At 46.6% G+C, this 4,789-nt stretch carries 6 protein-coding genes; 1 reads left to right on the forward strand and 5 read right to left on the reverse strand.

The features are described from left to right. Window positions 1-61 precede the first annotated feature (61 nt). Window positions 62-1,456: a dockerin type I repeat-containing protein gene (locus RUMCAL_RS07810; RefSeq protein WP_021682178.1), complete on the forward strand. Its 1,395-nt coding sequence runs from the start codon at window positions 62-64 to the stop codon at window positions 1,454-1,456. Window positions 1,457-1,504: 48 nt separating this feature from the next. Here the strand turns inward: RUMCAL_RS07810 and RUMCAL_RS07815 are convergent, their stop codons facing one another. The 5 genes from RUMCAL_RS07815 to RUMCAL_RS07835 form a co-directional block, all read right to left on the reverse strand. Next, window positions 1,505-1,732 (reverse strand): hypothetical protein, encoded by a 228-nt coding sequence (locus RUMCAL_RS07815; RefSeq protein WP_021682179.1) that lies wholly within the window; start codon window positions 1,730-1,732, stop codon window positions 1,505-1,507. After that, window positions 1,729-2,580, reverse strand: a complete 852-nt coding sequence (locus RUMCAL_RS07820) for a hypothetical protein (protein WP_021682180.1) — start codon at window positions 2,578-2,580, stop codon at window positions 1,729-1,731. The genes RUMCAL_RS07815 and RUMCAL_RS07820 overlap by 4 nt, the downstream gene beginning before the upstream one ends. Before the next feature lie 27 nt (window positions 2,581-2,607). After that, on the reverse strand, window positions 2,608-3,345 hold the full coding sequence (locus tag RUMCAL_RS07825; protein ID WP_021682181.1) for an ABC transporter ATP-binding protein: 738 nt from the start codon (window positions 3,343-3,345) through the stop codon (window positions 2,608-2,610). Further along, complete coding sequence (locus RUMCAL_RS07830; RefSeq protein WP_021682182.1) at window positions 3,339-3,719, reverse strand: GntR family transcriptional regulator; 381 nt, start codon at window positions 3,717-3,719, stop codon at window positions 3,339-3,341. Before RUMCAL_RS07830 ends, RUMCAL_RS07825 begins: the two co-directional genes overlap by 7 nt. 296 nt (window positions 3,720-4,015) lie before the next feature. Then, window positions 4,016-4,744, reverse strand: a complete 729-nt coding sequence (locus tag RUMCAL_RS07835; RefSeq protein WP_021682184.1) for a histidine phosphatase family protein — start codon at window positions 4,742-4,744, stop codon at window positions 4,016-4,018. Between the last annotated feature and the right edge of the window lie 45 nt (window positions 4,745-4,789).

Consider the following 4,789-nt stretch of genomic DNA (forward strand, 5'->3'; position numbering starts at 1 on the left):
TCGCCAGACGCTCTTTGTGCGGTATTGCCTTAGGTTATTTTATTGAGAGGAAATAAAATCTATGAAAAAAACACTGGCGATGATTTTCGCATTCCTGTTGACAGCCTATTCCATGCCATATTCGCCGGTATCTGCGACAGAGGGAAAAGGTGATGTCAACGCAGACGGCAAATTTTCCACAGCGGATATAGTTTCTCTGCAAAAGTGGCTTTTGGCAGAGTCAAACACAAAGCTTGCCGACTGGCAGGCGGGAGATTTTTCAGCAGACGAAAAGCTGGACGCACAAGACCTTTGTTTGATGCGACAGGCGTTGGTTTCGCCGGCAGAGAACAGCCCATTGGAAAAACTGGTTGGCATGACATATGCTGATGCCGTTCAGAACGGTTATATTTCCAAATCGGAATACAACTATCAAATCGCAGGAGAACTGAAAAGTGCCATTGAGGAAAAAATGGGCCGTCCGCTGGATTATTCGGTCGATCGATTCTATCTGGTACATTCCGATGCTATTGGCTTATCAGACACCACACAATATCTGTACAATGCCGCAACCAAGGATGTTTATGTGGTCAATACAGAAACCAACATGAATCGGGCAACATGGTACTGGAAGGGCAGCAAGGCAGCGCTTTACGGAATCGATAATAATACGACAGTGCAGAATCAATTCTTAGATGCCATGGAATTTTACGGCATTACGGAGATCTACTACTCTATTGGTGCCAATAAACTGGTGAACAATGCAGACATGGTAGCAACTTTTGTAAAGAATGCCTACGCCCGCAACATGAAAGTTTACCTGCTGACTGGCGAAAAAACATGGCTGTATGAAGATACTTACCAGACCGCCATTTACCGTGTCTTTGACCGTGTAGAAGAATACAACCAATTAGTCGATGCAGATGCTCGAATTGCCGGTGTTTCCTATGATGTAGAAGTCTGGACGAATTCCGAATTTAACTGGAAAAACAATGACAGTGCCCGATACCAACAGATAAAATTTATAGAAACTGCCCAGAAATATGCCGATTCAAAAAATCTGTCAGTGTCTTATTGTCTGCCATTCTGGATTCCGCGGTATACCTATACTGATGATGACGGTACAGTGAAAAACGTCTACGATACAATTACGAAAATTTCCAACAACACCATTTTAATGGCATATCGGGACAGTGCTTCTGCTGTAGAGAAACTGGTAGCACAAGTGCAGACTGGTGCAGAAAAATCGGCTTTGGATTATGCCGAATCCAATGACTGTAATCTGGAAATTGCTCTGCAGGCAGCGGAAACCAGCGAGGGCGATCATGTGACATTCTACGAGGAAGAAAAGGAACATGTCGGATACATCAATTCCGCCATTGCAGAGATGCAGTCGGATTTGGCAGAATATCGGTATCGCACCACTTTTGCCATTCACCAAGCCATTCCCTTGTACGAACATTATCTGACCAAATAAAACAACACCGCACAAAGCAAATTCAGCAGCTTTGTGCGGTGTTCTGATTTACGATTGTTTTTTCTGAAATGCTGTACCAACGGCAAGCCCCAGACAAAATCCGGCGGCTCCGCCAATGCAGATTCCCAACGGCAAACTTCCGCATAGTAAGCTTCCGCAAGTCACGCCCAACAGCAGCCCGAGAGATACACCAATGACAATACCGATAAGAACGCATTTTTTCTCCGGAAATTCCTGTTCCGGCAGAATCGGCTTTTTGCGTTTGTGCATACTCATACGCTCAGCTTCTTTTCCATCATCCATACAGTCAGCAGGTAACCCGCTACAGAGCCTGCAATGCAGAGCAGCATAGTCGGCAGATACATTGCCGGCTGAAACAACACGTGGAGAAAATCTCCCAAGAACACTGTGCTGGATAGTCCGCTTTCCTGTGTGAACATAATTTTTCCTTCGTTATCCAGACCAGAAGCCAGATGCGTTGTGAACAGTCCGCCCAACATGCTGACCGCATTGATAATCACAAACCAGAGAATCACTGCCAGAATGGTGCGTCCTTTCTGATTGCCCATTACAGTTTTCAGCAGAGTAATCACAACATATGCTGCAATGACCTGGAAAATAAACGAGATCACCATATTCAGAATGTACATTGCCAATCCGAAAAAGTTATAGCCGTTGAACAGAACATCTTTCAGACCGCTTTCTGTGATCGAAGCATCAAACATGGACAGCAGAGCAACAACCGAAGTCCCATTTCTCTGCAATGCCAGAAAGACATCCACTGCGATCAGCAGGGTAAACAGAACTGTGATCCCCAACAGTGCCAGCAATGTCATGAGCAGCTTTGCTCCAACGATCTGGGCAGCACTCCGCGGTGTGGAAAAGAGCAGATAACCCGGCTTTTTGGAAATGTCGTCGTTGAACATGATAACTCCATAGAGCAAGATTGCCATTGCCCCGAATGCCAGACAGAGCACGCCACCGATGATTCCCAGAAGCAGTGGTGTTTCAAGCTTGAAGCACCAGCCAACCAGATACAGCAGTTCTACCAGAAGCGTTACGCCGATAATCCCCAGAAAAATCACACGGGAACGGCGGAATTCATATTTTAACAAAGTACCCATAATCAAATTCTCCTTTACGTTATAGAGTTATACAGTCGGATTGACCGGCGGATTCTGCGGAAATGCCGGCTGCGAAACACCGGAAAAATACTCCCGATACAAATCGGAAATCGACTTCCCATACCGTGTGCGAATTTCTTCCAGTTCGCCCTCCAGCACCAGAGAACCGTTAGCCATCATAACGATATGGTCTACGATCGGTTCCAGTTCGTCAAACAGGTGACTGGAAATCAGAATGGTTGCGTTGGGATTGGCAGCACGAAGGATACTCTGAATGATCTGGTCACGTCCGATTAGATCAATGCCATTCAGCGGTTCGTCCAACATGCAGACTTCCGCATTGCGGGAAAGTGTTGCCGCAATTTTCAGCTTTGCCGCCATGCCAGAGGACAACGCCTTGACTTTCAGATCCGGTGTCAGCTGCATGAATTGCAGCAGGGAAGCGAACCGAGATTCGTCGAAATCCTCGAAAAAGTCCGCATAAAACTGTCCCACATCGCGAATCTTCATATAATCATAATAAAATGGCTCCGTGCTCATGTAAGAAATATGCTTTTTGGATTCCACACCAATCGGCATATCCTGATAGGTAACGCTGCCGGTGTTTACCTTTACCAGACCGGCAGCAGCTTTCATCATTGTGCTTTTTCCGCTGCCGTTGGGACCGACCAGTGCATAGACATGACCGGACTGGAAAGAGATGCTCAGATCATTGAGAGCCTTTTTCCCGCCGTAAACTTTTGTAACATGTTCAAATTTCAGCATGATGTGCCTTCTTTCTCCTGTTGCTGTGCCTGTGCTTCCAGCAAGTGTATGATTTCTTCTTTGGAAAAATGATAAGTTGCCATCTGGGCGAGAAATTGTGCACTTAGTTTCTCGCCGATCTCCTGCCGCAGCTGCTCCGGCATTTCCGGATTTTCCATGAGGAACGTGCCGATGCCGCGTTTGGTATAGGAGATGCCCTCTGCCTCCAGCTGGCGATAGATTCGCTGTACCGTATTGGGGTTTACTTGGTAGGCAAGAGCAAGTTCTGCATTGGACGGCAGTTTATCGCCTGCCTTTAATTCGCCGATGACAATGCGACGCTTGATGTCTTCAGCGATTTGCAGATAAATGGGGTAGTTTGCCTGAAAGTTCATTTGCCTGCTCCTTTCCAATTGACTGGGTGACTAGTTCACTAGCTATATAGTACACTATATCCGTGGATTTGTCAAGAGGTTTTTGAAAAAAGTCTGTATTTGCCGGAAATTGCGTAAAAAAACAGCTGTTGCCGCCTGAAAGAACAGACAATAACAGCTGTAAATTACTCTATGTGATATACGTTGTACAGGGCAGTCTTAGGGAAACACTGCATAAAGCCAGCCTGACGGCTTTGCACGCAATCTGCCGAAAAATCTGACGACGCATCTTACCACAAGCTTTGCTCGGTGTTTCTTTAGTCGTGCCGCTGTTCCTGATTGGCAAAGGTTTCACAGAATCTTGCTGCAAATGCCGGCTCCTCATGATTGGCAAACAGGTGAGCCGTATCACCGAAAGCATTCATGCGAAACAGTGCCACACCCTTTCGCCGTTCCTCGGTAATCAGAGAAGTAACAGAAGTTGGAGCCGCACAGAAGCCATGCCACAAGATCATAGGGGAAATCCCCAGCAGATGACTTAACATGACGCATGTAACGCCGAAGTGGCAGAAAAACGCCAATGTATCCTCATTGGGAGATACAGCATCATAATAATTGCCGTTCCGGACATATCCGTGCTTTGCCAGTACTTCGTCCAGCCCATTCCAGACACGATTCGCCTCATCGATCACATGTCCTTCCAGCATTGGCAAAGTTTCTGCCCAGCGGATATTGTCATAATATTTCGGCTCTGCGGTCCAGTCAGCAGGAAGCTGATCCCACGGAATACGAGGTTCTCCCGTGTGGAAATCCGGAATCGGTGCATGGAATTCCCGCAGCCACGCCAATTCTTCTGCTTCCCGCCCCATTTTTTTCAGTGTGCAGGAAGCCGTGTCTTTGGCACGCCCCAACGGAGAAACATAAAACGATTGAATTTTCAGTTCTGCCATACGCTGTGCCAGCAGTTCTGCTTCGTGCCAGCCTTTTTCCGTCAAAGAATCTTTTTCATAATCCGGATCACCATGACGAATCAATAAAATTTTCATCAGAAACCTCCTTTTATGGCAATACCGCACAAAGATTGTGCGACA

Source organism: Ruminococcus callidus ATCC 27760, from assembly GCF_000468015.1.
Taxonomy (GTDB): domain Bacteria; phylum Bacillota; class Clostridia; order Oscillospirales; family Ruminococcaceae; genus Ruminococcus_C; species Ruminococcus_C callidus.